Source organism: Microvirga lenta (genome assembly GCF_020532555.1).
GTDB lineage: Bacteria > Pseudomonadota > Alphaproteobacteria > Rhizobiales > Beijerinckiaceae > Microvirga > Microvirga lenta.
Genome location: NZ_JAJBBR010000005.1, coordinates 126,218 through 152,815, shown reverse-complemented (window position 1 = coordinate 152,815; position 26,598 = coordinate 126,218). Strand labels below are relative to the sequence as shown.

The following is a 26,598-nucleotide window of genomic DNA, read 5'->3' as shown; positions in this document are numbered from 1 at the left end:
ACGACAGAGGGGGATCTCATGAGCGGTGAACTTGGCAGGAAGGCCGGATGGGCCGTGGCGCTGCTGGGCCTGTCGGCCCTGGCCGGCTGCGGCGCGCCCGGCGAAGGCGGCTCGACCTTCAGCAACATGCTGACCTTCGCGGGGCCGACGGTGCCGCCTCCGGTCCAGGCCCAGATCGAGGACGTCTACTGCCCGCCGGTGGAGATTTCCGAGGGCGGGGCGGCTCTCCGGTCCGTGGCCGGCGGGGACAGCCTCCGCAGCCAGATCTCTCTGGGAAATCTCGCCCGGGAATGCATCGGGCAGCCCAACGGGACGACCATCGTGAAGATCGGCGTCGAAGGCCGCGTCCTGCTCGGGCCCGGCGGCTCGCCCGGACGCTACGACGTGCCGGTTCGGATCGCGGTCAAGAACGGCTCGAAGATCATCGCCAACCGGTCGCGCCGCGTGGCCGCCTCCGTTCCGGCCGGCGACACGCAGACGACCTTCTCGGTGATCGAGGAGGGCATCGTGGTTTCGCCTGCGGATGCCAACAGCTTCGAGATCGAGGTCGGCCTCGGCAGCGGAGCCCGCGGGTAAGCGCCGGGCTTCGGTCCCGGAGCGTCGGGTTCCGACGCTCCGCTCTTCAGGATTCAGCGCATCGTCACGGCAGGGGAGCGGCCGCGCCCGCCCTCTGGGTGAGGGACGTGGCGAGCACCTTGTCGATGCGCCGCCCGTCCAGGTCCACCACCTCGAAGCGCCAGCCCAGGGCGTCCACGTGCTCGCCCGTCTCGGGCAGGTGCTGGATCTCGCTGATCACCAGGCCGCCGACCGTGTGGTAGGAGCGGCTCTCGGGCAGCGTCACCGACAGGATGTCGGCCATCTCGTCCACCGGCATGGAGCCCGCGAGCAGCCAGGAGCCGTCCTCGCGCCTGACGGCATGGGGTTCGGGCGCCTCGCCGTCCGACCGGAAGGCGCCGACGATGGCCTCCAGCGCGTCCGCCGGGGTCACGATTCCCTCGAAATGCCCGTATTCGTCGTGGACCAGGGCCATGGGTACGGGCGAGTCGCGCAGGATCGAGAGGGCATCCAGGGCATGGAGCGTGTCCGGGATGACAGGCGCCTGCTGCAGATGGGCGCGCACGTCCAGGGCCCGATCTGTCAGAAGCGAGGCCAGGAGCTCCCGCGACTGAACGACGCCGATCACGTTGTCGGAGGTGCCTTCCGTAACAGGAAGGCGGGAATGCGGGGTTTCGACCAGAAGCGCACGGACCGCGTCCTCGTCGTCGTCGAGGTCGATCCAGTCCACGTCCGTGCGCGGCGTCATGAGGCCGCGCACCGTCCGGTCGCCGAGGCGGAGCACGCCCGAGATCATGCGCCGCTCCTCCTCCTCGATGACGCCCGCGCTCTCGGCCTCGCCGACGAGCATCTTGATCTCCTCTTCCGTGACCGTGTTGTCCCCGTCCGACGACGGGCCGAACAGGCTGAAGATCAGGCGGGTCGAGGCGTTGAGGAGCCACACGGCGGGAGCCGCGATCCTGGAGACGACCAGCATCAGGGGCGCCACGGTGCAGGCGATCCCCTCCGGGTTGCGCAGGGCGAGCTGCTTGGGCACGAGCTCGCCGATCACGATGGAGAGATAGGTGATGAGGCCGATGACGATGCCGTAGCCCAGGGGTTCGGCCGCTCCGTCGGGCATGCCCCGGGCCTCGAGGATGTCCGTCAGCCGCCCGCCCAGGGCCGCGCCCGAGAAGGCGCCGGCCAGGATGCCCACCAGGGTGATGCCGATCTGGACCGTGGACAGGAAGCGTCCGGAATCCTCCATCAGGGAGAGGGCGGTGTTGGCGCCCGTGCGGCCCTGCTCGGCCATGGCCTTGAGGCGGGGGCGGCGGGCGGAGACGATGGCGAGTTCGGAAAGCGCGAAGATGCCGTTGAGGGCGATGAGGAATAAGGCGATGGCCAGTTCGAGCAACGATGTCAGGAGCTGCCGACCCGGTCAGGCCGCGAGTCTCCCCTTCTGTGAAAGCAGGGCCTAAAATGCTGCCTCGCGCCGGTGCCGTCAATTAAGGCATGGAGAGGCGTCCCGCGGCGACCTGCTTTGTTGACAGGATCACGATTCCTCTTCAGAGGTGAGGCAGCCGCTGATCCCCGCGGAAGAGACCGGGCTACCCACGCCCGGCGCCGAAGGCGCAACCGCCCCGGAAACGCTCAGGCCAAAGGACCGCGCGGGAGCTGGCACTCTGGAAAGCGGCGACGTTCTTGAAACGTCGCCCACCGACGGGCGTAACCTTTGCGCGAGCAAGGGGAAATCTCTCAGGTCTCGGGACAGAGGGGGCGCAAAGCAGCGGGCCAAAAGGCCCGGTGAAACATGCGCCTTTTGAGGGATTCCCATGGCCGAGCCAGCCCGTGCCGACGAGCCGCTTCTGAAAACCCCGCTCCATGCCGAGCATGTGGCCCTTGGCGCCCGCATGGTGCCCTTCGCGGGCTACGACATGCCGGTCCAGTACCCCACCGGCATCCTGACCGAGCACAACTGGACCCGTGACCACGCGGGCCTGTTCGACGTGTCCCACATGGGCCAGGCTTTCCTGATCGCCGAGGACAAGAGCCACGAGACCGTGGCCCGCGCCCTCGAGGCGATGATCCCGGCCGACGTGCTGAACCTGAAGCCCAACCAGCAGCGCTATTCCCAGCTCCTGGCCGACGACGGCGGCATCCTCGACGACCTGATGGTCACCCGCGTGGGCGCCCCCGGCCACGAGGGCTGGCTGTATCTGGTGGTGAACGCCTCCATGAAGGAGCAGGACTACGCCCATATCGAGGCCCGGCTTCCGGCCGGGGTGACCCTGAAGCGCAAGGACGACCTCGGGCTCATGGCCCTGCAGGGACCGTCCGCGGCCGCCGTCATGGCCGCGAAGGCGCCGCAGGCGGCCGAGCTCGCCTTCATGATGTCCACCGACGTGCAGATCGACGGCATCTGGTGCCATATCTCCCGGTCCGGCTATACCGGCGAGGACGGTTTCGAGATCTCCTGCCACGGCAACGACGCGCCCGGCCTGTGGCGCGCCTTCCTGGCGAATCCCGAGGTCAAGCCCATCGGCCTCGGCGCCCGCGACTCCCTTCGCCTCGAAGCGGGTCTTTGCCTCTACGGCCACGACATCGACACCACCACCTCGCCCATCGAGGCCGGCCTGATCTGGTCGATCCAGAAGCGCCGCCGCGAGGAGGGGGGCTTCCCGGGGGCCGAGCGCGTCCAGCGCGAGATCAAGGACGGCGCGTCCCGCGTCCGCGTGGGCCTCAAGCCCGAGGGGCGGGCGCCGGCCCGCGAGGGCGCCGTGATCGCGACGCCCGACGGCCGCGAGGTCGGCATCGTGACCTCCGGCGGCTTCGGCCCCACCGTCAACGGACCCGTGGCCATGGGCTACGTCTCGAAGGACGTGTCGGCCGTCGGCACCGACCTCCACCTCATCGTCCGCGGCAAGCCGATCCCGGCCAAGGTCGCGGCCATGCCGTTCGCACCACACCGCTACAAGCGCTGAAGACCAGAAGGGGACAACCATGACCACGCGCTACACCAAGGATCACGAATACATCCGTATCGAAGGCGATGCTGGCATCGTCGGCATCACCGACTACGCCCAGTCCCAGCTCGGCGACGTGGTGTTCGTGGAGCTGCCGAGCGTCGGCAAGACCGTGAACAAGGGCGACGAGGCCGCCGTCGTGGAGAGCGTGAAGGCGGCGAGCGAAGTCTACGCCCCCGTCTCCGGCGAGGTGGTGGAGGTCAACAGCGACCTGGAGGCCTCCCCCGGCACCGTCAACGAGGATCCGACCGGCCGCGGCTGGTTCCTGAAGATCCGCCTCACCAATCAGGGCGAGCTCGACGGTCTCCTGACCGAGGAGCAGTACCAGGACTTCGTGAAGTCCCTCTAAGGCGGGAAAGCGCAATGGCACACGAATACAGGGCGACGGTCAGCTGGGCGCGCAACGGAGAGACCTTCTCCGACAACCGCTACAGCCGCGGCCATCTCTGGACCTTCGACGGCGGCGTTGCCGTGCCGGCCTCGGCCTCGCCCTCCGTGGTGCCATTGCCTCTCTCCCGCGAGGACGCGGTCGATCCGGAAGAAGCCTTCGTGGCGGCGGTGTCGAGCTGCCACATGCTCACCTTCCTGTCCATCGCGGCGAAGAAGCGGTTCGTGGTCGATTCCTACGAGGATCATGCGCTCGGCGTCATGACCAAGAACGACAAGGGCAAACTCTTCGTCTCGAAAGTGACCCTCGATCCGACAATCGAATTCTCCGGCGAGAAGCGGCCCAGCCCTGAGCAGATCGCCGACATGCACCACTTGGCTCACCAGGAATGCTTCATCGCGAATTCCGTCCTGACGGAAGTCGAGGTGGCGGGCCTTCCCTCGCATTGAACCCCTAAGGTTTTGCACCGATGCGTTATCTTCCCCTCTCGGACACCGATCGCGGCGAAATGCTCGCCCGCATCGGCGTCAAGTCGGTCGACGATCTCTTCGCCGACATCCCGAAAAACATGCTGCTCAAGGAGCCGGTGGACCTTCCCCGCCGCAAGGGCGAACTGGAGGTCGAGCGGATCCTCTCCCGCATGGCGGCCAGGAACGTCTCCGCCTCCTCGGTGCCGTTCTTCGTGGGCGCGGGCGCGTACAAGCACCATGTTCCCGCGACCGTCGATCACCTGATCCAGCGCTCCGAGTTCCTGACGAGCTACACCCCGTACCAGCCGGAAATCGCTCAAGGCACGCTGCAATACCTGTTCGAGTTCCAGACCCAGGTGGCGGCGCTGACCGGCATGGATGTGGCGAACGCCTCCATGTACGACGGCTCCACCGGCACGGGCGAGGCGGTGCTCATGGCGCACCGGGTCACCAAGCGCCGCAAGGCGGTGCTCTCCGGCGGCCTGCATCCGCACTACGTGGACGTGGTGAAGACGCTCTCCGACATGGCGAGCGACCAGGTGGTGACGCTTCCCGCCGACGTTTCCGGCACCGAGGACATCCTGTCGCAGATCGACGACAGCACCTCCTGCGTGGTCGTGCAGACCCCGGACGTGTTCGGCAACGTGCGCGACCTGAAGGTCATCGCCGACAAGGCGCACCAGCACGGCGCGCTGCTCATCGCCGTGTTCACGGAAGCCGTGTCGCTCGGGCTGCTGCAGTCGCCCGGAAGCATGGGCGCCGACATCGTGGTGGGCGAGGGCCAGTCCATCGGCAACGCGCTCAATTTCGGCGGACCTTACGTGGGCCTCTTCGCCGCCAAGTCGAAATACATCCGCCAGATGCCGGGCCGCCTCTGCGGCGAGACGGTGGACGCGGACGGCAATCGCGGCTTCGTGCTCACCCTCTCGACCCGCGAGCAGCACATCCGCCGCGACAAGGCCACGTCGAACATCTGCACCAATTCGGGCCTGTGCTGCCTGGCCTTCACGATCCACATGACGCTGCTGGGTCAGGCCGGACTGAAGCGCCTCGCCCGCATCAACCACGCGAACGCCGTGAAGCTCGCCGACCGGCTGGCAGGCGTGAAGGGCGTCGAGGTTCTCAACAAGACGTTCTTCAACGAGTTCACCGTGAAGCTGTCCAAGCCCGCGGCGGAAGTCGTGGAGCGTCTGGCCGAGAAGGGCGTGCTCGCGGGCGTGCCCGTGTCGCGGCTTCTGCCGAAGGCCGGCCTCGACGACCTGCTTCTGGTCGCCTCCACCGAAGTGAATACCGATGATGACCGTGCGGCCTTTGTCGCCGCCTTGAAGGAGGTTCTGTGATGTTGAACCGCCAGGGACGTCCCTCCGCTCCGCAGGCCCACGGCGTGTCCGATCCGGCCGCCGGCATGGGCGATCAGGCCGCTCGCCTGCAGGGCGACGCCAACCAGCTCGGCTCGGGCTCCCCGGGAGGTCATCCGACCTTCACGGGCAACAAGGCGCTCGCCCAGATCGAGCCGCTGCTGTTCGAGATCGGCCGCCATGACGTGACCGGCGTCGATCTCGACGAGCCGGAGGATTTCGAGCCGCGCCTCGGCGGGCTCGAGCGCAAGGACGAGATCGGCCTGCCCGGCCTCTCCGAGCCCGAGGCCATGCGCCACTACGTGCGCCTGTCCCAGATGAACTACGGCATCGACACGGGCCTTTTCCCGCTCGGCTCCTGCACCATGAAGCACAATGCGCGCCTCAACGAGCGCATGGCCCGCCTGCCGGGCTTCTCGGACGTGCATCCGCTGCAGCCGGTCTCGACCGTCAAGGGCGCGCTGGAGCTCATGAACGAGCTCGGCCGCTATCTGGTGACGCTCACCAACATGACCACGGTGGCGCTCTCGCCGAAGGCCGGCGCCCATGGCGAGCTCTGCGGCATGATGGCCATCAAGGCCGCCATCGAGGCGCGCGGCGAGGGCAAGACCCGCAACGTGGTGCTGGTGCCCGATTCCGCCCACGGCACGAACCCGGCCACCGCCGCCCTCATCGGCTTCGTGGTGAAGCCGGTGCCGGCGCGCGAGGACGGCTGGGTGCATGTGGAGGACGTGAAGGAGCGGCTCGGCCCCGACGTGGCGGCGATCATGCTCACGAACCCCAACACCTGCGGCCTCTTCGAGAACCAGGTGGCGGAGATCGCCAAGGCCATCCACGAGGCAGGCGCCTATTTCTACTGCGACGGCGCCAACTTCAACGCCATCGTCGGCAAGGCGAAGCCGGGCGACCTCGGCGTCGACGCCATGCACATCAACCTGCACAAGACCTTCTCGACGCCCCATGGCGGCGGGGGCCCGGGCGCGGGCCCGGTGGTGCTCTCCGAGCGTCTGGCGCCGTTTGCGCCCGTGCCGTTCGTCACCGTGAAGGACGGCGAACTGACCCTCGTCGAGAACGACGAGGATGCCGACGAAACGCCGTTCGGCCGCATGACGGCGTTCCACGGCCAGATGGGCATGTATGTGCGGGCGCTCTCCTACATGCTCTCGCACGGATCGGACGGCATGAAGCAGGCGTCCGAGGACGCGGTGCTCAACGCCAACTACATCCGCGCATCGCTCTCCGACCTGTTCTCCCAGCCTTTCGGCGACAAGCCCTGCATGCACGAGGTGCTGTTCGACGACACCTGGCTGAAGGACACCGGCGTCACCACTCTCGACTTCGCCAAGGCGATGATCGACGAGGGCTACCACCCGATGACCATGTACTTCCCACTGGTCGTCCACGGCGCCATGCTGATCGAGCCGACGGAATCCGAGTCGAAATCCTCCCTCGACCTCTTCATCGCGACCCTGCGCGACCTCGCCATGGCGGCGAAGAAGGGCGACAAGGAGCGCTTCACCGGCGCTCCCTACCACGCCCCGCGCCGCCGTCTCGACGAGACCCGCGCCGCCCGCACCCCCGTGCTCAAGTGGACGCCGCCCGCGCCGATGGCGGAAGCCGCGGAGTAGGACAGCTTCCACGCTCCGATGCGTCCCTGCCGCAACAGGGGCGCAGACGTGATGGACGATCAAAGACGCCGCCCGGCCGGGCGGCGTCTTTTTGTTTTCAGGGCTGTCCCACCGGTCTGAAGCGGACGCCTGCGGCAGGCTGACCCTCCCTGTTCGGGGAGGAGACAAGGAAGAGGCTGCGCGATACACCGAACGTCATAGCGTAGCGTAAGCGCCGCCGGACCAGCCAGGCACGAACCGTCGTCCGACCTCCGATGCTCCGGCTTCGGAGATCGAAGGCGTCTGCCCGAATGAATACTCCCATGATCGCGCCAGAACCGAGCAAAGCGACCACGATCGGAAGACAGTCTTTAGGCGCCGCGGGGAAAGGCGACGCGCGATGACCTCCGTATCCCGCAGCTCCTCCTATCGTCCTGAGATCCAGGGTCTTCGCACCATCGGCGCCCTGCTGGTGGCCTGCTTCCACATCTGGGGCGGGCGTGTCTCGGGCGGCGTGGACGTGTTCTTCGTCGTCTCCGGCTTTCTCATCACCGGCTCCCTCTACCGGGAGGTCGAGACAAGCCGCACCATCGACGTGGTCGCCTTCTGGGGCCGCATCGCCCGGCGCATCGCCCCGCTGGCCTATCTGGTGCTGGCCCTCACCCTGCTCGCGGCTCTCTTCTGGCTGCCCCGCACGCGCCAGGACGGGTTCCTGTCCGAGGTCCTCTACAGCGCCTTCCATCTCGAGAACATCAAGCTGATGATGAACTCGGTCGACTACCTCGCCCGCGAGGAGGCGCCCAGCCCCGTGCAGCAGTTCTGGGCCCTCTCGGTGCAGGTGCAGTTCTATGCCGTCTGGCCGTTCCTGCTCCTGGCGGCGGCCTTTCTGGCGCGACGGCTGCGCGCGGCCTGGGGCGTTCATCTTGCCGTTCTGGCAGGGGTGTTCCTGGCCTCCCTGACCTACTCGGTGATCGAGACCCACCGCGATCCGTCGCCCGCCTACTTCAACACCCTGGCGCGGGTATGGGAGTTCGCCCTCGGGGGCATTCTGGCCGTCGCCCTGCCGCGTCTTGCGCTCCCCTCGGGGCTGCGCCTGACGGCGGGGTGGATCGGGCTTCTGGCGGTGGTCGGCTGCGGCTTCGTCATTCCGGCCTCGGCGGCCTATCCCGGCTATGTGGCGCTATGGCCGACGCTGGGGGCGGCGCTGGTGCTGATCGGCGGCGGCAGCGGACGGCGCCTGGGGGCCGACCGGCTGCTGGCGGCCAAGCCTCTCGTGGCGCTGGGGGAGATCTCGTTCTCGTTCTATCTCTGGCACTGGCCGGTGCTGATCTTCACGATGATCGTGACGGGGCGGACGGAACTCGGCGTCCTGCCGGGTCTGCTGGTGATCGCCATGGCCCTATGCGGCGCCTACGGCGCCAACCGCTGGATCGAGCAGCCGATCCAGCGCTCCTCCTTCGGCAGGAATAAGGCATGGCACCTCCATGCGATGGCGACGGGTTTCGCAGTTCCAGTCTTGGCGGTTGCCGTGATCTGGTACGCCTTTCTCGGATTCGCCGAAGGCAACCAGAATCAGGGCCTCTCAAGGTCCGAATATCCAGGGGGATCCATTCCAGCCTCCAGCGAGAATGCACTGCGAGCCGGCATTCCTCTCCAGCCCGAGCCGGCCGTTGCGAAGCGCGATATTGCCAGGGTCTATGGCGACAAATGCCATCAGACACAGCGCAAGGCTGAGGTCATCGCCTGTCCGTACGGGAACGAGCGCGCGCCTACGAAGACAATCGCCCTGGTCGGAGGGTCGCATTCGGCGCATTGGCTCGCTGCTTTGGAGGCTCTGGCGCAGCAACATGGATGGCGGATCGTCAGCATCACGAAGAGCGCCTGTCCGTTCGAATTGAATCATGCACGCAAGGCACCTTGTGTTCAGTGGAATGAGAACGTCATCGAATATCTGGCATCATTGAAGCCGGATGTGGTGTTCACGACATCGACGCGACCGTTCCGCAGAGCGTCCACACATCCTCAAGGATCAAGAAACGGCTCGCCGATAAGGGAAGAGGTGCCGGAAGGGTATCTGAGGCAGTGGGAGCGGCTCGACGAAAGCGGTGTGAGCGTCATCGCCATTCGAGACAACCCCTGGCTTGGCGCCGACGTGCCGGAATGCGTCGAGAAGAACGCCGCCAACGTTCTGGACTGCGGCCGCCCGCGCGACCGGGTCATGGACCGGGTCGATCCAGCATCGCAGCTCCGGTCGAAGCCCAGGAACGTGGAGTTCATCGATCTCACAGACCGTTTCTGCGATCAGTCGCGGTGTTTCCCGGTGAACGGAAACGTGATCATCTACAGCGACAGCCATCACATCACCACAACGTATTCCCGGAGCTTGGCCCCGGTTCTGGGCGAGCGGATGAGGCAGGTTCGTCCCGATCTGTTCGTCCATTCATCCGGCTCCTGATCGCAGGCCGGCGCTGCACCCGGGCGGCTCGCTCGGACGGCTCGCCCTGAGGCCTCAGACCAGCATTGCTACCGTTCGGGACAAGTCCGCCATCCGCCCCACGACGACCGTTGCGCCGGCTTGCTGCAATCGCGCCCCGTGCTCTGGCCCGCAATGTCCGCCGCCGGTGAAGCCGATGACGCGCATGCCGGCGGCGCGGGCGGCCTGGACGCCTGCGAGGGAATCCTCGACGACGAGGCATTCGGCAGGCTGGTAGTCCATCCGCGAGGCCGCGTGCAGGAAGAGATCGGGCGCGGGCTTGCCGCGCGGAACCTCCACGGCGCTGAAGACGTGCGCGAAGAGGTCCGCCAGGTCCGTAACGCGCAAGGAGAGGGCGATTCGCTCCGGCACGGACGAGGAGGCGACGCAGCGCGGATAGGGCAGGGCGAGGATGGCGTCTCGCACACCCGGGATCGGCTTCAGATCGGTTTCGAACCGGGCAAACAATGCCCGGTTGATTCGCTCCGCCAGATCCTCCGGCAGGCGGCAGCCGCGCTCGGCCTCGATCCGGGCGATCATGTCCTTCTGGCTGACGCCGACGAACGCCCCTGCGATCTCGTCCGCCGTGTAGGGAATGCCGAGCCCGGTCAGGACCTCGGCATCGACGCGGCAGCTCAAGGGCTCGGAATCGACCAGAACCCCGTCGCAATCGAAGATCAGCAGCATGGATGTCTCCCAACGAAAAAGGCCGCCCCGAGAGGCGGCCTTGGATGCTTGGATCGCGTGCGAGCCGCTTACTGCAGCTTGCGACGCACGTCGCCGAGGCTTTGGGTGAGGATCGAGGCGGCCGTGTTGCCGGTGATCTGCTGGCGCAGGACCTGCTCGGAAGCCCTGACGGCGGCATCGACGGCGGCGGCGCGAACCTCGGCGGACGCCTGGCTCTCGGCCTGGGCAATCTTCGCCTCGGCGGAGGCGGTGCGGCGGCGGATGAAGTCCGCCATCTTCTCCTGGGCCTCGCGGGCGAGGCGCTCGGCCTCCTCGCGGGCGGAGGAGACGATCTCGGCGGCCTCGCGTTCGGCGGCGGCGCGCTTGGCCTCGTACTCCCGCAGGAGGTTCTCGGCGTCCTGGCGCAGGCGCTTGGCCTCGTTGAGCTCGTCGGCAATGCGCACGGAGCGCTTGTCGAGGGTGTTCATCAGGTTCTTCGGCACCCCGTAATAGACGAGGAGGCCGATGAAGATGACGAGGGCGACGAAGACCCAGAAGGTGGGATTGGCCAGCATGAGGCTCTCCTTAGACCTTGGTCCGGTCGAGGGCGGCTTCGACCGCCTGCGGGGCAGGGGCCTGGCCGGTGATGCGTTCGACGATGGCGGAAGCCGTCTCGGCGGCGATGCCGCGGACATGGCTCATGGCCTCGTTCTTCTTGGCCGTGATGGTGGCCTCGGCCTCGGCCAGTCGGCTGCCGAGATCGGCCTCGAGAGCCTTGCGCTTGGCGTCGGATTCGGCGGCCAGCTTGCCGCGGGTCTCTTGGGCGAGCGCCTGGGCGCGGCCCCTGGCTTCGGCCAGAGCCTTCTCGTAGGCGACACCGGCCTCCTCCGCGCGCGTCTTCATCGCGGCGGCGTCGTCGAGGTCCTTGGCGATGATCTCGCGGCGGTTCTCGATGATGCCGGTGAGGCGGGGCAGGACGAGCTTCGACAGAAGCGTGTAGAGCACCACGAAGGTGATCGCCAGCCAGATGATCTGTCCGGCGAATGTTTCCGTCGCGAAGGGCGGGAAGCCGATATCCGCCGCATGAGCGTCGCCGGGAACTTCCGTACCAGCCTGTGGGATCTGAGCCTGAGCCATGGAAATGGTCCTGGAGGACGGGTGGTCCTGTAATGTGGAAATGACGGCGGTTCGTGCCCGCCGTCACTGTCTCGAAGCAAGGCGCACGGGGCGCCTTGCTCTCCCGATCACCGAAGAAAGTGGATTAGGTGAACAGCAGGAGGAGGGCGACGACGAGGCAGAAGATGCCGAGACCTTCCGCGAGCGCCGCACCGATGAACGCGCGGGCGAACTGGCTGTCGGCAGCCGACGGGTTGCGCAGGGCGCCCGACAGGAAGTTGCCGAAGATGTTGCCGACGCCGAGAGCGGCGAGGCCCATGCCGAAGCAGGCCAGGCCCGCGCCGAGGAATTTGAAAGCGATAGGATCCATCGTGATCTCCTAGGGTGATGATCGGGAGAGAGAAGAAGGGACGACGCCTTAGCCTAGTGTCCCGGATGCAGGGCGTCGTTGAGGTAGATGCAGGTCAACACCGTGAAGACGTAGGCCTGCACGCCGGCGACGAGGAACTCGAGCGCCGTGATCGCAACCGCCATGAGAAGCGGAAGAGGGGTGAGAAGCGCGAAGCCGATGCCGGCCGCGCCGAGGGAGACCACAAAGCCGCCGAACACCTTCAGGGCGATGTGGCCCGCCAGCATGTTCGCGAAGAGACGCAGGGAGAGCGAGATGGGTCGCGAGAGGAAGGAGATGATCTCGATGACGACGATGAAGGGCAGGAGCCACTTCGGAACGCCTGACGGCACGAAGAGGCCGAGGAAGTGGAAGCCGTGCTTGACGAAGCCGTAGATCACGACCGTGCCGATCACGAGAAGGGCCAGCGCGAAGGTGACGACGATCTGGCTGGTGACCGTGAAGAAGCCGGGCATCATGCCGAGCAGGTTCGCGGTCAGCACGAACATGAACAGGGAGAATACGAAGGGGAAGAACTTCATGCCCTCGCGTCCCGCCGTGTCGGTGAGCGTGGTGGCGACGAAGTCGTGCAGGATTTCGGCGACCGACTGGGCGCGGCCGGGGATCAGCGAACGGTTGCGCGTCGCCAGGAGCAGCCCGCCGACGATCAGCGCCGCCGAGCCGATCATGAACAGGGACGAGTTCGTGAAATTGATGATCGGAATGATGGGCTTGACCTGGAATTGCTCGATCGGGCTCGCCATGATCCGCTCTGTCTCGCTGTTGTTCGCCGCTGTCCGTAGCTCTTCGAATCCGGTCTCACTGCTTGTCGTCGGAACGGGCGGTTTTCACCACACCCGCTGCTCGTAGGAGATTGAGCATCCCGGCACAGAAGCCGAGCAACAGACAGACAATGAGTCCCCAAGGAGAGGATCCGAACTGGTGGTCGACGAGCCAGCCTATGACACCGCCCGCAAGGACTCCCGAGATGAACTCGGCCGTGAGCCTGAAGGCCTGGCCGATCGCACTGGAATCCGACGTAGGACGGTCGCGAGGTTCGGCCTCTGCCCTTTGTGCGGATGCTTTCGTGATCCGCGCATTGAGAGAGCTCAGCCTCGCCGATAGGTCGGCATCGTCGGAACCGCTCGGTTTCCGCTCATCTTCACCGTTCCGCTGAGTAGGGTCCGCCATATGCGTTTTCCTTGCTAGCGGCACGGGAAAAGGTCTTGGAAGCCCGGCCCCGAAAGCCGCGCGCAACATATGAGGGAGGGTCCCCCCTGTCAAGGATTGCCCGAAAACATATAAGTCATTGAATATTATAGCAAAAAGGCGCTATCGCACCGGCTTCGCGCCAAAGCGTCCACGATTTTGCGTCGGAACCCGCGGCAGGGCGCAAAGCCTTAGACCGTCTCAAGAATGCGCTCGGCGCTCTGGAGGTCGACGGAGACGAGCTGCGAGACGCCGCGTTCCGCCATGGTCACGCCGAAGAGCCGGTCCATGCGCGCCATGGTGATCGGGTTGTGGGTAATCACCACGAAACGGGTTTCGGTCTGGCGCGCCATGTCGTCGAGGAGGTCGCAATAGCGCTCCACGTTCGCGTCGTCGAGTGGCGCGTCGACCTCGTCGAGAACGCAGATCGGCGAGGGATTCGTGAGGAACACGGCGAAGATCAGCGCGGTCGCCGTCAGGGCCTGCTCGCCGCCGGAGAGCAGGGTCATGCTCTGGGGCTTCTTGCCGGGCGGGCGGGCGAGGATGTCGAGGCCCGCCTCCAGCGGATCGTCCGAATCGACCAGGGTCAGCTCCGCCGTGCCGCCGCCGAAGAGGGTGGTGAAGAGCCGCTGGAAATGGGCGTTCACCACGTCGAAGGCGGCGAGCAGGCGCTCGCGGCCCTCGCGGTTGAGGCTGCCGATGGCCTGGCGCAGGCGCTTGATCGCCTCCACCAGATCGTCGCGCTCGGCCGCGAGGCTGGTGAACTTGGCCTCCAGCTCGGTCAGCTCCTCGTCCGCGCGCAGGTTGACCGCGCCCAGGCGCTCCCGGTCGGACTTGAGGGAGTGGAGCTTGGCCTCGATTTCTCCCTGCGGGGGCAGCTCGACGCCTTCCTTCAGGCCCGCGAGCTCGATGAGCCCGGCGGGCGTCGTCTCCAGGTTGTCGGCGATGGTGCGGGTGATCTCCGCGAGGCGCTGAAGAGCGGCCTCGTGCCGGGCCTGGGACCCGGCCCGGGCCTCGCGGGCGGCGGAAAGGGCTTCCAGGGCCGAGCGGGCGGCGCGGTCGGTCTCGGCGAGATGCGTCTCCGCATCGGCCAGACGGTCGGCCGCTTCCTTGCGCTTGGCCTCGGCCTGCTCGATCTCGGACAGCAGGCCGCGGCGGCGCAGGAGATAGGTGTCCGGCGCTTCGAGAAGGCGCTGGTGCTCGTCCTGGGCGCGTTCCAGGCGCTCGCCCAGATCCTCGTGGGCCTTGGCGGCGCGCGCCGCGCGCTCGGTCCAGAGCCGGATGTCGGCGGCGAGCGATTCCTGGCGCCGGCGGCGCAGCTCGGCCTCGTGCATGAGGGCCTGAAGCGCCGCGCGAGCCTCGGAGGCGGCGGCCCGGAACTCCGCCACGCGGGTGCGCTCTTCCAGAAGGCGGCTCTCCAGATCGGGCGCCGGAGCCAAATCCTCCAGATTCGCCCGGGCGGCTTCCGCGCGCTCCTGGGCCTCGGCCTCGCTGGCGGAGATTCGCGCCATGGCCTCCTGCAGAGCCGAGCGGCGCTGGCCGAGCTCGGCCTCCTTGCGCTCGGCGGCGGCGAGGCGCGTGCGGGTGCCGTCGAGGGCCTGCCGGGCCTGACGGGCGCCCTCGATGGCCTGCATCTCGTGCGAGGCGGCGATTCGGACGGCGTTCAGGGCCTCCTCGGCCTCGTGCCGCAGATGCTCGGCCTGTTCCCGGGCCTCGGCGGCCTCCCGTTCGAGATCGCCGAGGCGGTTCTTTTCAGCAAGGCGGCGGGCGGCGGGCGAGGGCGCTTCCGCCGCGGTGGTGAACCCGTCCCAGCGCCATAGGTCGCCCTCCTGCGAGACGAGGCGCTGGCCCGGCTTGAGGAGGCCCCGGAGGCGCAGGCCGTCGGCCTTGGTGACGACGCCGATCTGCCGCAGGCGGCGCTGGAGCGGAGCGGGCGCGGTCGAAAGATCGGCCAGCGACCGGACGCCTTCCGGCAGGGCCGGATCCCCATCGCCCGCGCCGGTCTCGGCCCAATGGGAGGGTGCGGAAGGGTTGGTGGAGGCTTCCAGATCGTCGCCGAGGGCGGCGCCGAGAGCGGTCTCGTAGCCCTTCTGGACCGTGATCTGGTCCACGGCCGGCGGCCAGAGGTCGCCGGTAGCGGAGGTGACGAGCTTGGCGAGGGTGCGCGCCTCGGTCTCCAGCCGTTGGGCCCGGCGCTCGGCCTCGCTGAGGGGCTGGCGCAGGCGGTTCTCGGCCTCGCGTGCCGCCGCGAGGGCCTCGCGGGCGCCCATCACCGCCTCCTCGGCGGTCTGCGCGGCCTCCTCGGCCATGGCGGCCTCTTCCCGGAGGTCGTCGATGGGCGGCGAATCGTCGGTGCCGGCCGCGAGAGCCTCAATGTCGCGCTCGATCCGCTCCCGCTCGGCGGCGAAGCGGGCGGCCCGCTCCATCTCCTCGCGCACGGAGCGCTCCAGGGCGGCGCGGCGGGCGTTGAGGTCGGAGGTCTGGGCCTGGAGGGCGCTCAAGGCGGCCTCGGCCTCGGCCAGCTCGGCCTCGACATTGCTCAGGCGCTCCTGCGCCTCGGCGCGGGTATCGTCGGCGCCGTCGGTGGTGAGCGCAATCTCCGCCTGTTCCTCCTGCAGCCGCTCGATGGTGGCCTGGGCGTCCGTGCGCTGCACCGCCTCGCGGGCGAGGTCGCGGTTCAGGTCGGCGATATGGCGCTCCAGCTCGGTCACCCGGTCCTTGGAGCGGCGCTCCTCCGATTCGAGCTCGCTGCGGGCATGGGTCAGCCGCTGCAGGGCCGCGGCGGCGGCGGCCTCCTCCTGGCGCAGGGCCGGGATGGCATGGGCGGCGACAGCCTGGGCCGTGGCGGCGCGGGTCTGCTCCTCCGTCAGGTCGGCGACGGCCTTGAGGTTGTCCGCCATCTGCTGCTCGGCGGTGGCGGCCTGCTCGCGCGCATCGGCGAAGGCCAGCGCATGCATGAGCGCTTCCAGGCGGCGGATCTCGGACGAGAGGTTCTTGTACCGGGAGGCCTGACGGCCCTGGCGCTTCAGGCTCTCCACCTGGGTTTCGAGCTCGCGCAGCACGTCCTCGACGCGGACCAGGTTGTCCTCCGCCGCCTTCAGGCGCAGCTCGGCCTCGTGGCGGCGGGCATGGAGGCCCGCGATGCCGGCCGCGTCCTCGAGGATGCGGCGGCGGGCCTGGGGCTTGGCGGAGATGATCTCGCTGATCTGGCCCTGCCGGACGAGGGCCGGGGAGCGGGCGCCGGTGGCGGCGTCCGCGAACAGGATCTGCACGTCGCGGGCGCGGACTTCCTTGCCGTTGACCCGGTAGGTGGAGCCTTCCTCGCGCTCGATCTTGCGGGAGACTTCGAGAGTGTCGGAATCGTTGAAGGCGGCCGGCGCCGTGCGCTCCGCATTGTCGATGGTGAGCAGCACCTCGGCGGAGTTGCGCGCCGGGCGGCTGCCCGAGCCGGAGAAGATGACGTCGTCCATCCCCGAGGCGCGCATGTTCTTGTGCGAGTTCTCGCCCATGACCCAGCGCAGGGCCTCGACGAGGTTCGACTTGCCGCAGCCGTTGGGCCCGACCACGCCGGTCAGCCCCGGCTCGATCAGGAACTCCATGGGCTCGACGAAGGTCTTGAACCCGGCGATGCGAAGGCGCGTCAGCTTCATCGACGCGCCTTTCCGGCCCGCCCCAAGGGGGCGGGGCAGGGGAGATTATTCTCCCAGCTTCGGCTTGATGATCTCTTCAAGCTCATTGATCGACAGGTTTCCGGCGTGACGCTCACCATTGATGAAGAAGGTCGGGGTCGAGTCCACGCGGAACTGCTCCATCCCCCGGTTCTTCACCGCGTTCACAGCGTCATAAAGTTTCTGATCCTTCAAGCAAGCATCAAATTTCTCCTGTGAGAAACCGGCCTGCCGCATCAGGCCGCGCAGGGCATCCAGGGGCTTGTCGGTGAAGGCCCAGTTCCGCTGCTGGTCGAACAGCAGGTCGGTGATGGGGTAGTACTTGTCGTTCCCGTCGCAGCGGGCGAGCATGAAACCGGCCGTGGCCAGGGGGTCGAGCGGGAATTCGCGCAGGATGAAGCGCACCTTGCCGGTGTCGATGTAGCGCTTCTTCAGCTCCGGCCAGGTTTCCTTGTGGAAAGCCGCGCAGTGCGAGCAGGTGAGCGAGGCGTACTCGATGATCGTCACCTTCGCGTCCTCGGGGCCGAGGGCCACGTCGCCGAGGGGGCCGGGGACCGCGAGGTCCGCAGGTGCGACGTTTTGGGCCAGAGCCGGAAAGCTCGTGGCGATCAGGGCCGTGGCGGCCGCAGTACCAAGAAGCTGAAGCGTTTGACGCCGGGTGATCATCTCAAAGGTGCTCCGTGAGAAATTTCGTTCTGCGGTAGAATGCCTTGGGATATGTGGCAAGCGCTGCGTCTGTCACGCTTTCGTGCGCGAGCCCACCACCGCCTGCCCGAGCCGGGCCAGGGCAGCCTTCAGGCCGTCCTCCTCGATGGGCGCCACGGCGCTCTCGACCCGGCGCCGGTCCGCCTCTCCGAGGACGGGGGCGGGCGGGCGCTTCTTCTCGGCGCGCCGCACGGGCCCCTGCTTCAGCACCAGCTTCCCGATGCAGCGCCAGCCGTAATAGACGTTGACCCGCTCGATGACGATGGGCGCCATGTGCTGCATCTCGAGGGCGAAGGCGCCCTCGACCCGGATCACGAGGGTCGCGGGCTCGGGCCGCGCCTCCGGATCGGCATGGGGGCCTTTGCGCTTCCACTCGATCTTCAGCGGCTGGGTGAAGGCGGCAAGGCGCTCGCCCACGATGTCCGGCCAAGCCACGATGATGTCGGAGGTGGCAAAGCCTTGCGCCGCCAGGCTCGGGCTGAGACAGACGTCGAGAAAGTCGGCAAGGGGCCGGGGCCGGTGTCTCGGCTGTCGCATGTTGAAGGTCCAAAAGCCACGTTGGAATATTCGACGAGGATCGTTATTCCACGTCACATGTTAACGCCCGCCTTGCGCGTCACCAAGCCATGCCCTGACGATTTGCTCGCCTGGTACGACCGTCACCGGCGCGATCTGCCATGGCGCGCGAAGCCGGGCGAGACGGCAAACCCTTACCGCGTCTGGCTTTCCGAGATCATGCTGCAGCAGACGACGGTGGTGGCGGTCAAGCCGTTCTATCTGAAGTTCCTGGAGCGTTTCCCCACCGTCGAAGCCCTGGCCGAAGCGCCTGCGGACGCGGTGATGCAGGCCTGGGCGGGGCTCGGCTACTATTCCCGCGCCCGCAATCTCCATGCCTGCGCCAAGGCGGTTGTGGAAAACCATGGCGGACGTTTTCCGGGCACGGAGGCCGAGCTCCTCAAGCTCCCCGGGATCGGTGCCTATACGGCAGCCGCCGTGGCGGCCATCGCCTTCAACCAGAAGGCCGCCGCGGTGGACGGCAACGTGGAGCGGGTCATGTCCCGGCTCTTCATGGTCGAGGAGCCGCTGCCCAAGGCCAAGGCCGCGATCCGGACGCTGACCGAGGAGCTGGTCCCGGCCGACAGGCCCGGCGATTTCGCCCAGGCCGTCATGGATCTCGGCGCCACCATCTGCACGCCGAAGCGGCCCGCCTGCGCCATCTGCCCCTGGATACTGCCCTGTCAGGCCCGCGCGGCGGGCCTTCAGGAGAGCTTCCCCAAGAAGCAGAAGAAGGAGACGGGCCAGCTCCGCAAAGGCGCCGCCTTCGTGGTCCTGCGCGCCGACGACAGCATCCTCCTGCGCACGCGCCCGCCGCAGGGCCTTCTCGGCGGCATGGTCGAGACCCCGACCAGCGCGTGGGAGCCCGACTACGAGCCCTCCCGCGCCATGGTGGACGCCCCCATCGAGGCGCGGTGGAAGCGCCTGCCGGGTACGGTTCGCCACGTCTTCACCCATTTCCCCCTGGAGCTCACGGTCTTCTTCGCCCGGGTGCCGAAGGACGAGCCGGCCCCGGTGGACATGCGCTGGACCCCGCGCCAGCAGCTCCACGAGGAGGCGCTGCCCGGCGCCATGAAGAAGGTGCTGGCCCATGCGCTGGGGGACACGCCGGGGGCCAAGCCGCCCGCGAAGGCTTCGGCGAAGGCAAAGTCAGAAGGCTGACCGGTTCAGATGCCGGTCAGCGCCTTCCGGTGCCGCTTGAACAGATCCGCCAGGGCGTTCGCCACCCGCTGCACGCTCTCCCGGTTGCGGCTGCGGCGGTGCATGACCAGGAAGACGTCCTCGATCAGGTCGCCCTGCGGTTTCGTGACCTGGACGAGATCCGGGTCCGAATCGCCGAGCCAGCAGGGCAGGAAGGCGGCGCCGAGGCCCGTCCTGGCGGCCTGGTAGCGGATGGGCATGTCGCCGATGCGGGCCGAGATGGCGCGGCCCTGCGCGAATTCCGCAACGTAGGCGGCCTGCCGCGAGAGGGTGGGGTCCTCCGAAGGCGCGATGACCGCCTTCGGGTCGGCGGTGCGGTCGTACATGGCGAAGGCGATCTGCCCGACCTTGCGCACCACGAGATCCTCGGCCCCGTCGGGCAGCGTCCTCATGCGCAGCGCGATGTCGGCCTCGCCCGCGGCGAGGTCGAGCTTCCGCCGGGTCGGGATGTAGGCGATCTCGGCGGGCTGCGCCGCCCTGTGCAGGTCCGCGGCGTGGAGCGAGAGGAAAAGCGTCACCGAGGACGTGGCGGTGATCCGCACCGGCGCCGTGGGATCGGGCCGGTAGGCGGCCGCGATGCGCGGCACCGCATTGGCGGCCTCCGCCATGGGCGACGCCGCCTCCAGCACGGCACGGCCGGCTTCCGTCAGGTCGAGATTGTTGGGGCCGCGCTGGAACAGGGGAACGCCGAGCGTTTCTTCCAGTGTCCGGATCCGGCGGGCGACGGTGGGCTGGCTCAGGTCCAGGGCGCGGCCGGCGCCGTTCATCGATCCATGAGCCACCACAGCCAGGAAGATCCGGAGGTCGTCCCAGGACGGCTCGGCCGCGCCGGGCCAGGATGGATCGAGAGAAGGAGCAGCCATGAGACGATGCTAAAGCTTTTCGGGACGTTCGACATGGGAGAATGCTCGCGCTTCCACAGGGTTGGAACCGGGCCGACCATGGCGCGGGGAGGCGAGGCGTGCAGCCCGCCGGGAATGTGCGGGTGGCCTTCACCGGCGGCGGGCTTCAGGCCATTCACAAGCTGTGCATTTTCAGGCAAAAGCATCGCGCCGAAACCGGCGCCCGTTTTTCGAAGGACAGCTCCCGTGCCCCTCATCCGTTAGCGACGCTATCCGACACGACAAAAGCCGGCGTGCAGCCCGTTTCCGGGCCGCTTCGTCACGACCTTTGTCGGCCGAACCGAGGGTTCGGTCGGATGCAACGGATTCAAGGACATCACATGTCTGACTTTGGACACACCACCGGCGCCTCGACGCGCGGAACCATCCGCTCGGGCGCTTTCGAACTGGGCTATTCGATCGAAGGGGAGGGGCCCCCCGCCATCGTGATCGGCAGCGCGGTCTACTATCCCAGGACCTTCTCCGAACGGTTGCGGCAGTCGCTGAAGCTGGTCTTCGTCGATCACCGCGGCTTCGCTCGTGCGAGCGGCGACGTCTCGGCCGCGGATTACGCGTTCGATACGGTTCTCGCCGATATCGAGCGGGTGCGCGAGCATCTCGGTCTCGGCGAGGTGATCGTGATCGGACATTCCGGCCATGGCTTCATGGCGCTGGAATACGCCAAGCGCTATTCCCGCAATGTCTCGCATGTGGCGATGATCGCCACCGGCCCGAGCCACGGCGCCGTGCATGTGCAGGCCACGGAGCGGTACTGGGACGAATCGGTCTGCCCGGAACGGAAGGCGCAGCTGGCGGCGGACCTCGCGAAGCTTCCCGCCGAGATCGAGGCCGCGCCCGACAGGCGCTTCGTCGCCTATTGCGTGAGGATGGGCGCGCGAAGCTGGTACGATTATACGTTCGACGCCTCGCCCCTGTGGCGGGACGTGCATGTGAACATGCCCGCCTTCGACCATCTCTGGGGCGAGGTCTTCCGCGACATCGACATCGGGCATGGCCTCGATGCGCTGAACGTTCCGGTGCTGCTGGCGCTCGGGCGGTACGATTACCTCGTGGCGCCCTACGCCACGTGGGAGCCCTATCGCGAGAGCTTCCGCGACCTCACGGTGCGGGTGTTCGAGAGGAGCGGGCACACGCCGCAGCTCGAGGAGAGCGCGCTCTTCGATGCGGAGCTGCTGCGATGGCTGTCGGAGAAGCAGCGAGCCTAGGCGTCGCCGGGAAGAAGCAGAAAGGCCGCCGCAGGGCGGCCTTTCACGTAATGGGCTCCCGGCGTCTCGCCGCCTACCGGCGAAAGGCTCTCGACGGCACGGCCGCCACGGCGGGCAGCGGCGGCGCGGCGGGTCTGCGCCGGGTGGCGGGGGAGGTCGACAGGCTCTCCGGAAGGGCCGCCCGAACCGGAGCGGCAGCGATGTCCCACGGCAGGGTCCCGGCCGGCAGCCATGCGCCGAGCCTGTCGAGCGCCACCATGGCAAGCGTCACGATGACGACGCTCGTCACGGCGACGGCGGCGGCCTGGGCGGCCAGACCCGCTTCCTCCAGATTGTAGAGCACCACGCCGATGGTCTCCGTTCCGGCGGTCCAGAGGAGGGCCGAGACGGTGAGTTCGTTGAAGGCCAGGAGGAAGGCCATCAGCCCTCCGGCCGCCGCGGCGGGCAGGAGCGAGGGCGCGACGATGTCGAGGATCCGCCGCCTCAGGCGGGCGCCGTCGAGGGCCGCGGCCTCCTCCTGCGCCAGCTCGACCTGCTCCATGGCCGCAAGCGCGGGCTTCAGCGCCACCGGCAGAAAACGGGCGAGATAGGCGAACACGATGATCCAGGGCGTGGCGTAGAGCGACACGCCCACGAGCGGCAGGGGCTTGAGGAAGAGCAGGATGCACGCAATCGCCAGCACGACGCCCGGCAGAACGTAGGAGGTTTCGAGAAGGGCCGGCAGGATCGTCCGGCCCGCTCCGGCATGGCGCACGAGCCCATAGGCGAGGGGGATCGAGAGAGCCGCCAGCATCAGCGCCGCGCCGCCCGCATAGAGGAACGAGTTTCCGAAGGCGCGCACGGTCACGGTCTGGCGCACCAGAACCTCGACGAAGTTGTCGAGCGTCACGGTGGAGGCGTCGAGCGGCATGCCGTAGGACGGCACGAGAGCGGCGGCCAGGAGCGACAGCATCGGCAGGACGAGCGCGATGCCGAGCAGTCCCCACACGAAGATCCCTGCTGCGGCCTTGGCGCCGGCAAGCTGCCAGAACGGCTGGAGCGGAGCATCCTCCTCGAGCTGCACGGCATCCCGCCGGGTGAGCCATTGGCTCAGCGCGACGCAGATTCCCGCCACGGCGGCGATGAGAATGCCGAGCGCCGCGACGTCGCCGATGACGCCGGGCCCGAAGCTCGACAGGCGTCGGTAGATGAGCACGGGCAGGGTGAGGTAGTTCACCGGAGCGCCGAGAAGGGCCGGAATGCCGAAATTGCCCGCGCCCGCCACGAAGGCGAGAAGCGTCGCGCCGATCATGTGCGGCCTCAGCAGCGGAAGCACCACGTCGCGCACGACGCGCTGCGGCGTGGCCCCGTCGATGCGCGCGGCCTCGATGACGGCGCGAGGGATGCGCCGCAGGCCGGCATTCAGCACCACATAGACGAGCGGCGCATGGTGCAGGCCGAGCACGAGGACGATGCCGCCGCGTCCGAGCATCGGATTGGCGCTGCCCGCTTCGGGCGCGAGCCCGAGGGTGTTCAGGAGCGGCGAGGCCGGGCCCGCGAGGCTCAGGAACGCGAGCGCCACGACCTGCGGCGAGATCATGGTCGAGAGAACGAAGAGAAAGGAGGCGGAGCGGCGGGCGCGGACATCCGTGACGCCGAGAACGAGCGCCATCGCGCCGCCGATGAGGAGCGCGAGGAGGCTTGAGAAGAAGGCGGTCTCCAGGGTCGCGAGGCTCGCGCGGATGGCGGAGCGGCTGGCGATGACGGAGAGCGCGTTGTCGGGCGCGAAGGTTCCGCCCGGCGCAACGGCGGCGGCGATCAGCCGCGCGGCGGGCAGCACGTCGAAGGCGAGGGCGAGAACGACGAGAAGAGCAAGGAGGCCGAAGCCACCCTGCTCGGAGAATCCCCTGTCGCGAGGAATGCGTCTCACTGGCCGAAGATGTCCGCGAAGGTCGTCTTGTTCTTGGTCTCGTCGGCAAGGGCCTGGGCGGCGTCGAACGGCATGACCTTGATGGCATCGCGGGACGGATAGCCGGCGGGAAGGGCGACGGCCGGGTGGGCCGCGATGTAGCCCTGCTTGAGGGCGAGCTCCTGGCCTTCCTTCGAGATCAGGAAATCCACGAAGGCGCGGGCGGCTTCCGGGTTCTTGGTGTTCTTCAGGATCGCGACCGGCTCGGTGACGGCCGAGACGCCTTCCTTCGGGAACACGAACTCGATGGGGGCGCCCTTGGCCTTCTCGCGGATCGGCATGAAGTCCACGATCATGCCGTAGAGCTTCTCGCCGCCGGCGATGCTCTTCAGCACGTCGCCGTTGCCGCCGCCCGCGAGCGCGCCGTTGTCGTTCAGGGCCTCGTAGTAATCCCAGCCGCCTTCCAGGTTGCCGGTGAGCGTCGCGGCATGGATCAGCGCCGCGCCGGAGCTGAGCGGGCTCGGCATGACCACCTGGCCCTTCGCCTCGGGCTTGGTGAGATCGGCCCAGGAGGTCGGCTTGAACGGAGCCTTGGTGTTGTAGGCGATGCCCGTCGTGATCAGCTTGGTCGAGAACCAGTGCTTCTGCGGATCGTGCGTGCCGGCCGGATAGGCGGAGACGTCCGCCTTGTCGTGCGCCAGCAGGCGGTCTTCCTTCTTCAGGCCTTCCATGGTGACGCTGTCGGCGATCAGGAGAAGATCGGCCTGAGGCTGCCCGGCCTCGAACTCCGCGCGCAGCTTGGCGAGGATCTTCGGCGTGCCGTCGCGCACGAAGGTGACGTTGACGCCCGGGTGCTTCGCCTTGAAGGCGTCGATGGTCTGCTGCGCGTCCGTGTTCGGCTGGCTCGTGTAGAGCACGAGATTGCCGGACAGGTCCTGCGCCAGCGCAAACGTGGGCGCGAGGGCGAGAACGGCGGAAAGGATGAGGCGCTTCATGGGTTTCGTCTCCGGGCGATGAACGACTTCGCGCTAGCGCTGCTCGGTGACGGTGGTGTGACGGTGCGCTCGCACCGTCAACCAAATAGGCAAAAGGCTCACACGGTCAACGTCGCCCGCACCTTCGCGCGGAACTCGTCGATGCAGACGAGCTTGCCGTTGCGCTCCACGTGCCAGAAGGTCCAGCCGTTGCAGGCGGGCAGGCCCTGGGTGAGCGCGCCGATCTTGTGGATCGAGCCGATGATGGCCCCGAGCGCCAGGCTGCCGTCGGCGCGGATCGTCGCCTGGTAGCGGCGGCGCTCGTCGACGAGGGTCTCGCCCGCCTTCACGTATCCGCCCTCGATCAGCGACAGGAAGGGCACGCGCACCTCGGCACGCTTCTCGGGCGGAGCCGCGACCGCCGCGTCGGACAGGGGCACGACCGCATCGATGCGGGCCCGCGCCGCCTCGGCGTAGGTCGAGTCGCGCTCCAGGCCGATGAAGTGGCGTCCGAGCCTCTTCGCCACCGCGCCGGTGGTGCCGGAGCCGAAGAAGGGATCGAGCACCACGTCGCCGGGATTGGAGGACGACAGCAGCACGCGCGCCAGCAGCGCCTCGGGCTTCTGGGTCGGGTGGACCTTGCGTCCGTCCCCGTCCTTCAGGCGCTCCTCGCCCGTGCAGATGGGGATGAACCAGTCCGACCGCATCTGAACGTCTTCGTTCGCGGCCTTGAGCGCCTCGTAATGGAAGGTGTAGTTCTTCGCCTCCGCGCTCTTCGAGGCCCAGATCATGGTCTCGTGCGCATTGGTGAAGCGGCGGCCCCGGAAGTTCGGCATCGGGTTCGCCTTGCGCCAGACGATGTCGTTGAGAACCCAGAAGTTCAGGTCCTGCAGCGTGGCGCCGACGCGGAAGATGTTGTGATAGGAGCCGATGACCCACAGCGTCGCGTTCTTCTTCATCACGCGGCGCACGGCGAGAAGCCAGGCGCGGGTGAACGCGTCGTAGTCGGCGAAGCTCGCGAACTTGTCCCAGTCGTCGTCGACCGCGTCGACGAGGCTCTGGTCCGGGCGCGTCAGCGCCTGTTCGAGCTGGAGATTGTAGGGCGGGTCGGCAAAGACCACGTCCACGCTCTCGGCGGGAAGCTTCTCGAGATTGGCGATGCAATCTCCGAGAAGGATCTCGTTGAGAGGAAGTGACGGGAGGACGGACAGGGGGGCTTTGCGCCCCGTCCGAGGCGCCGACGCAGACCGCCCGGTACGCGAGACATGGATCCGGGAGGTGGCGCCGGCGGCCCCGGTACGCGAGGTACCCATAGGTGATCACCGGTTACGCAACTGACACTCAGGATCATGGTCCGTTAGGGTAAAGATGAAGTTTCCAAGTGGAAAAAAATGCGTGCTGTTTTGGGTCGGCAATTCTTGCCTACCCGTTGAAAAGATTGACGTTTTCCAGTTAACGGCCGTTAAGGGAGGTTACAGGTCGAGTAACCCTTGCCTCAGGGGCGCAAAACTCAGGCGATGGAAGGGGCAGGGGCCCTCGCTCGCCAGCACGGTGAGGTGCGCCTTCGTGCTGTAGCCCGCGTTCGAGGCGAAACCATAGGCGGGATAAGCGGTTCCGAGCCGCGCCATCAGGCGGTCGCGCACCACTTTCGCGACGATGGAGGCCGCCGCGATGGAAGCGATTCGCGAATCGCCCTTCACCACCGCCTCGACGGAGCAGGGAAGATCCGGCGGATCGTTGCCGTCGACGAACGCCATGTCGGGCTTGCAGGGCAGCGCGGCGAGCGCGCGGCACATGGCCAGCAGCGAAGCCTGGCGGATGTTGATGCTGTCGATCTCCGCGTGCGAGACCGATGCGATTCCCACCCGCGAGGTGGCGAGGATCTCGGCGAACAGCGCCTCGCGCTTCGCCGCCGTCAGCGCCTTCGAATCGGCCAGCCCCTGGGGCACCGCATCGAGATCGAGCACCACGGCGGCCGAGACCACCGGACCCGCGAGCGGCCCGCGCCCGACCTCGTCGAGACCCGCGATGCAGGTAAAGCCCGCGGCGCGCGCGGCCATCTCGTGCTCGAGGCCGAGGTTCGGTCGGGAGGAGGGGCGAATCGGTGCCGTCATGGGCGGGATGAAAGCGGGGATGCGATCCGTTTTCCACCCCCTCGGGGGAAACGTCGGTGACGCAGGCGTGGACTGGCCCGTCGGTTAGGCGAGACGCGCGTTCTTCCGAGGAAGACGCGGACTGAGACCAGAAGAGCGCGACCTTTTTCCCTCCC

Annotated in this window: 24 protein-coding genes and 1 riboswitch; of the genes, 9 read left to right on the top strand and 15 right to left on the bottom strand. The window is 67.7% G+C overall.

From position 1 onward, the window contains the following. The first annotated feature begins 18 nt into the window (after positions 1–18). On the top strand, positions 19–576 hold the full coding sequence (locus LGR44_RS09110) for a hypothetical protein (protein WP_226739584.1): 558 nt from the start codon (positions 19–21) through the stop codon (positions 574–576). A gap of 64 nt (positions 577–640) precedes the next feature. On the opposite strand, the gene LGR44_RS09105 is transcribed toward LGR44_RS09110, so the two are convergent. Next, entirely contained in the window at positions 641–1,948 is a 1,308-nt protein-coding gene (locus tag LGR44_RS09105; RefSeq protein WP_226739582.1) for a hemolysin family protein, read from the bottom strand. A 169-nt stretch (positions 1,949–2,117) separates the two neighbouring features. Beyond that, a riboswitch (glycine riboswitch) is annotated at positions 2,118–2,210 on the top strand. Positions 2,211–2,366: 156 nt separating this feature from the next. On the opposite strand from LGR44_RS09105, the gene gcvT reads away from it, so the two are divergent. The 6 genes from gcvT (at position 2,367) to LGR44_RS09075 (ending at position 9,835) form a co-directional block, all read left to right on the top strand. Further along, entirely contained in the window at positions 2,367–3,515 is a 1,149-nt protein-coding gene (gcvT, locus tag LGR44_RS09100) for a glycine cleavage system aminomethyltransferase GcvT (RefSeq protein WP_226739580.1), read from the top strand. A gap of 19 nt (positions 3,516–3,534) precedes the next feature. After that, a complete protein-coding gene (gene gcvH / locus LGR44_RS09095) occupies positions 3,535–3,906 on the top strand; it encodes a glycine cleavage system protein GcvH (protein ID WP_226739578.1) in 372 nt (123 codons plus the stop codon). A gap of 14 nt (positions 3,907–3,920) precedes the next feature. Continuing rightward, entirely contained in the window at positions 3,921–4,394 is a 474-nt protein-coding gene (locus LGR44_RS09090) for an OsmC family protein (RefSeq protein WP_226739575.1), read from the top strand. 20 nt (positions 4,395–4,414) lie between these two features. Continuing rightward, positions 4,415–5,755, top strand: a complete 1,341-nt coding sequence (gcvPA, locus tag LGR44_RS09085) for an aminomethyl-transferring glycine dehydrogenase subunit GcvPA (RefSeq protein ID WP_226739573.1) — start codon at positions 4,415–4,417, stop codon at positions 5,753–5,755. Beyond that, positions 5,755–7,401, top strand: coding sequence for an aminomethyl-transferring glycine dehydrogenase subunit GcvPB (gcvPB, locus tag LGR44_RS09080; protein WP_226739570.1), 1,647 nt, complete (start codon positions 5,755–5,757; stop codon positions 7,399–7,401). The genes gcvPA and gcvPB overlap by 1 nt, the downstream gene beginning before the upstream one ends. A 379-nt stretch (positions 7,402–7,780) precedes the next feature. After that, positions 7,781–9,835, top strand: a complete 2,055-nt coding sequence (locus LGR44_RS09075; protein ID WP_226739568.1) for an acyltransferase family protein — start codon at positions 7,781–7,783, stop codon at positions 9,833–9,835. Positions 9,836–9,889: 54 nt separating this feature from the next. Here LGR44_RS09075 and LGR44_RS09070 read toward each other — a convergent pair whose 3' ends face one another. The 9 genes from LGR44_RS09070 to LGR44_RS09030 form a co-directional block, all read right to left on the bottom strand. Continuing rightward, the gene (locus tag LGR44_RS09070) at positions 9,890–10,540 is read right to left on the bottom strand and encodes an HAD family hydrolase (RefSeq protein WP_226739566.1); all 651 of its coding nucleotides are present in this window, start codon (positions 10,538–10,540) and stop codon (positions 9,890–9,892) included. Between the two features lie 68 nt (positions 10,541–10,608). Continuing rightward, a complete protein-coding gene (locus LGR44_RS09065) occupies positions 10,609–11,091 on the bottom strand; it encodes a F0F1 ATP synthase subunit B family protein (protein ID WP_226740180.1) in 483 nt (160 codons plus the stop codon). 13 nt (positions 11,092–11,104) lie between these two features. Beyond that, positions 11,105–11,656, bottom strand: a complete 552-nt coding sequence (locus LGR44_RS09060; RefSeq protein WP_226739564.1) for a F0F1 ATP synthase subunit B family protein — start codon at positions 11,654–11,656, stop codon at positions 11,105–11,107. 124 nt (positions 11,657–11,780) lie between these two features. Continuing rightward, complete coding sequence (locus LGR44_RS09055; protein WP_116526730.1) at positions 11,781–12,005, bottom strand: F0F1 ATP synthase subunit C; 225 nt, start codon at positions 12,003–12,005, stop codon at positions 11,781–11,783. Between the two features lie 53 nt (positions 12,006–12,058). Continuing rightward, positions 12,059–12,787 (bottom strand): F0F1 ATP synthase subunit A, encoded by a 729-nt coding sequence (locus LGR44_RS09050; RefSeq protein WP_226739562.1) that lies wholly within the window; start codon positions 12,785–12,787, stop codon positions 12,059–12,061. A gap of 55 nt (positions 12,788–12,842) precedes the next feature. Continuing rightward, positions 12,843–13,214, bottom strand: a complete 372-nt coding sequence (locus tag LGR44_RS09045) for an AtpZ/AtpI family protein (RefSeq protein ID WP_226739560.1) — start codon at positions 13,212–13,214, stop codon at positions 12,843–12,845. Positions 13,215–13,423: 209 nt separating this feature from the next. Further along, a complete protein-coding gene (locus LGR44_RS09040; RefSeq protein WP_226739559.1) occupies positions 13,424–16,882 on the bottom strand; it encodes a chromosome segregation SMC family protein in 3,459 nt (1,152 codons plus the stop codon). 45 nt (positions 16,883–16,927) lie between these two features. After that, positions 16,928–17,566, bottom strand: a complete 639-nt coding sequence (locus LGR44_RS09035; protein WP_226739557.1) for a DsbA family protein — start codon at positions 17,564–17,566, stop codon at positions 16,928–16,930. 72 nt (positions 17,567–17,638) lie between these two features. Beyond that, a complete protein-coding gene (locus LGR44_RS09030) occupies positions 17,639–18,142 on the bottom strand; it encodes a DUF721 domain-containing protein (protein ID WP_226739555.1) in 504 nt (167 codons plus the stop codon). 57 nt (positions 18,143–18,199) lie between these two features. Between LGR44_RS09030 and mutY the strand changes: the two genes are divergently transcribed. Further along, positions 18,200–19,321: an A/G-specific adenine glycosylase gene (mutY, locus tag LGR44_RS09025; RefSeq protein WP_226739553.1), complete on the top strand. Its 1,122-nt coding sequence runs from the start codon at positions 18,200–18,202 to the stop codon at positions 19,319–19,321. Positions 19,322–19,326: 5 nt separating this feature from the next. Here the strand turns inward: mutY and LGR44_RS09020 are convergent, their stop codons facing one another. Further along, entirely contained in the window at positions 19,327–20,223 is an 897-nt protein-coding gene (locus LGR44_RS09020; RefSeq protein WP_226739551.1) for a LysR family transcriptional regulator, read from the bottom strand. 359 nt (positions 20,224–20,582) lie between these two features. Here LGR44_RS09020 and LGR44_RS09015 point away from each other — a divergent pair, with 359 nt between their 5' ends. Beyond that, on the top strand, positions 20,583–21,467 hold the full coding sequence (locus LGR44_RS09015; RefSeq protein ID WP_226739549.1) for an alpha/beta hydrolase: 885 nt from the start codon (positions 20,583–20,585) through the stop codon (positions 21,465–21,467). Positions 21,468–21,540: 73 nt separating this feature from the next. On the opposite strand, the gene LGR44_RS09010 is transcribed toward LGR44_RS09015, so the two are convergent. The 4 genes from LGR44_RS09010 to LGR44_RS08995 form a co-directional block, all read right to left on the bottom strand. Then, positions 21,541–23,376 carry an ABC transporter permease gene (locus LGR44_RS09010; protein ID WP_226739547.1) on the bottom strand — a complete coding sequence of 612 codons (1,836 nt, stop codon included), beginning with the start codon at positions 23,374–23,376 and terminating at the stop codon, positions 21,541–21,543. Beyond that, the gene (locus LGR44_RS09005) at positions 23,373–24,350 is read right to left on the bottom strand and encodes an ABC transporter substrate-binding protein (protein ID WP_226739545.1); all 978 of its coding nucleotides are present in this window, start codon (positions 24,348–24,350) and stop codon (positions 23,373–23,375) included. The genes LGR44_RS09010 and LGR44_RS09005 overlap by 4 nt, the downstream gene beginning before the upstream one ends. A 98-nt stretch (positions 24,351–24,448) precedes the next feature. Then, positions 24,449–25,642 carry a site-specific DNA-methyltransferase gene (locus tag LGR44_RS09000; RefSeq protein WP_226739543.1) on the bottom strand — a complete coding sequence of 398 codons (1,194 nt, stop codon included), beginning with the start codon at positions 25,640–25,642 and terminating at the stop codon, positions 24,449–24,451. A gap of 159 nt (positions 25,643–25,801) precedes the next feature. Further along, positions 25,802–26,443, bottom strand: a complete 642-nt coding sequence (locus LGR44_RS08995) for a ribonuclease HII (RefSeq protein WP_404809914.1) — start codon at positions 26,441–26,443, stop codon at positions 25,802–25,804. Positions 26,444–26,598: the final 155 nt, after the last annotated feature.